Source organism: Mesonia oceanica (genome assembly GCF_902499555.1).
In the GTDB taxonomy this organism is placed as follows: domain Bacteria; phylum Bacteroidota; class Bacteroidia; order Flavobacteriales; family Flavobacteriaceae; genus Mesonia; species Mesonia oceanica.
Genome location: NZ_CABVMM010000045.1, coordinates 1 through 1,773 on the forward strand (window position 1 = coordinate 1; position 1,773 = coordinate 1,773).

A 1,773-nucleotide genomic window follows, 5' to 3' on the forward strand; every position below is an offset into this window, starting at 1 on the left:
CGGGGTCACCGTCGTATCGTCCTGGGTGGTACTGCTGCTGCTCGATAGGTCCTCGGTGGTCTGTTCATCACCATTGCCATCGGTATAGGTGCCCGTGGCCGTGGCCTGGTTGGATACATTTCCATTATCCACATCGGCCTGGGTGATCGTATAGCTCGCCGTAAAGCTCGTATTATCTACTGCTCCCGGGGCAAAACTGGCCAAAGGCCCGCCCGATACACTTACCAGTGGGTCGGTGACCGTCACATTGGTCAAGGTCACATCACCGGTGTTCTCCACTTCAAAGGCGTAATCGATCGTCTCGCCAACTTGGGCAAAACCGTCACCGTTCGCATCGTTGAAGGTCCCTGTCTTGATCAGCGCAATGCCCGGGTTTTGGGTGAACGGCGTCACCGTCGTATCGTCCGTGGTATTGCTGCTACTGCTCGATAGGTCCTGGGTGGTCTGTGGGTTCCCGTTGCCATCGGTATAATTACCTATGGCGGTCGCCTGATTGGAAACGCTACCGTTGTCCACATCGGCCTGGGTGATCGTATAGCTCGCCGTAAAGGTACTGCTGTTCACAGCACCAGGGGCCAAGCTGGACAGTGGGCCGCCCGATACACTTACCAAGGTATCGGTGACCGTGATGTTGGTCAGCGTCACATCTCCCGTATTGGTTACCGTAAAGCTGTAATCGATCGTCTCGCCTACTTGGGCAAAGCCGTCGTTGTTATCATCATTGAAAGTTCCCGTCTTGATCAGCGCAATGCCCGGATTCTGTCCAAACGGGGTCACCGTCGTATCGTCCTGGGTGGTACTGCTGCTGCTCGATAGGTCCTCGGTGGTCTGTTCATCACCATTGCCATCGGTATAGGTGCCCGTGGCAGTCGCCTGGTTGGAAACATTTCCATTATCCACATCGGACTGGGTGATCGTATAGGTCGCCGTAAAGGTCGTATTATCTACTGCGCCAGGGGCAAAACTGCCCAAAAGCCCGCCCGATATACTTACCAGTGGATCGGTGACCGTCACATTGGTCAAGGTCACATCACCGGTGTTCTCCACTTCAAAGGTGTAATCGATCGTCTCGCCCACTTGGGCAAAACCGTCACCGTTCGCATCGTTGAAAGTCCCTGTCTTGATCAGTGCAATGCCCGGGTTTTGACTGAACGGGGTCACCGTCGTATCGTCCTGGGTGGTACTGCTGCTGCTCGATAGGTCCTCGGTGGTCTGTTCATCACCATTGCCATCGGTATAGGTGCCCGTGGCAGTCGCCTGGTTGGAAACATTTCCATTATCCACATCGGACTGGGTGATCGTATAGGTCGCCGTAAAGGTCGTATTATCTACTGCGCCAGGGGCAAAACTGCCCAAAAGCCCGCCCGATATACTTACCAGTGGATCGGTGACCGTCACATTGGTCAAGGTCACATCACCGGTGTTCTCCACTTCAAAGGTGTAATCGATCGTCTCGCCTACTTGGGCAAAACCATCACCGTTCGCATCATTAAAAATGGAGGTCTTGATCAGCGCAATGCCCGGGTTTTGACCAAACGGGGTCACCGTCGTATCGTCCGTGGTATTGCTGCTACTGCTCGATAGGTCCTCGGTGGTCTGTGGGTTCCCGTTGCCATCGGTATAATTACCTATGGCGGTCGCCTGGTTGGAAACATTTCCGTTGTCCACATCGGACTGGGTGATCGTATAGCTCGCCGTAAAGGTACTGCTGTTCACAGCACCAGGGGCCAAGCTGGACAGTGGGCCGCCCGATACACTTACCAAGGTATCGGT

At 54.6% G+C, this 1,773-nt stretch carries 1 protein-coding gene; it reads right to left on the reverse strand.

What is annotated here, in order from left to right; genetic code table 11:
* On the reverse strand, nt 1–1,764 hold a 1,764-nt coding region (locus tag FVB9532_RS19225; RefSeq protein ID WP_449405563.1), incomplete at its 3' end, for a CLIPPER-2 domain-containing protein.
* Between the last annotated feature and the right edge of the window lie 9 nt (nt 1,765–1,773).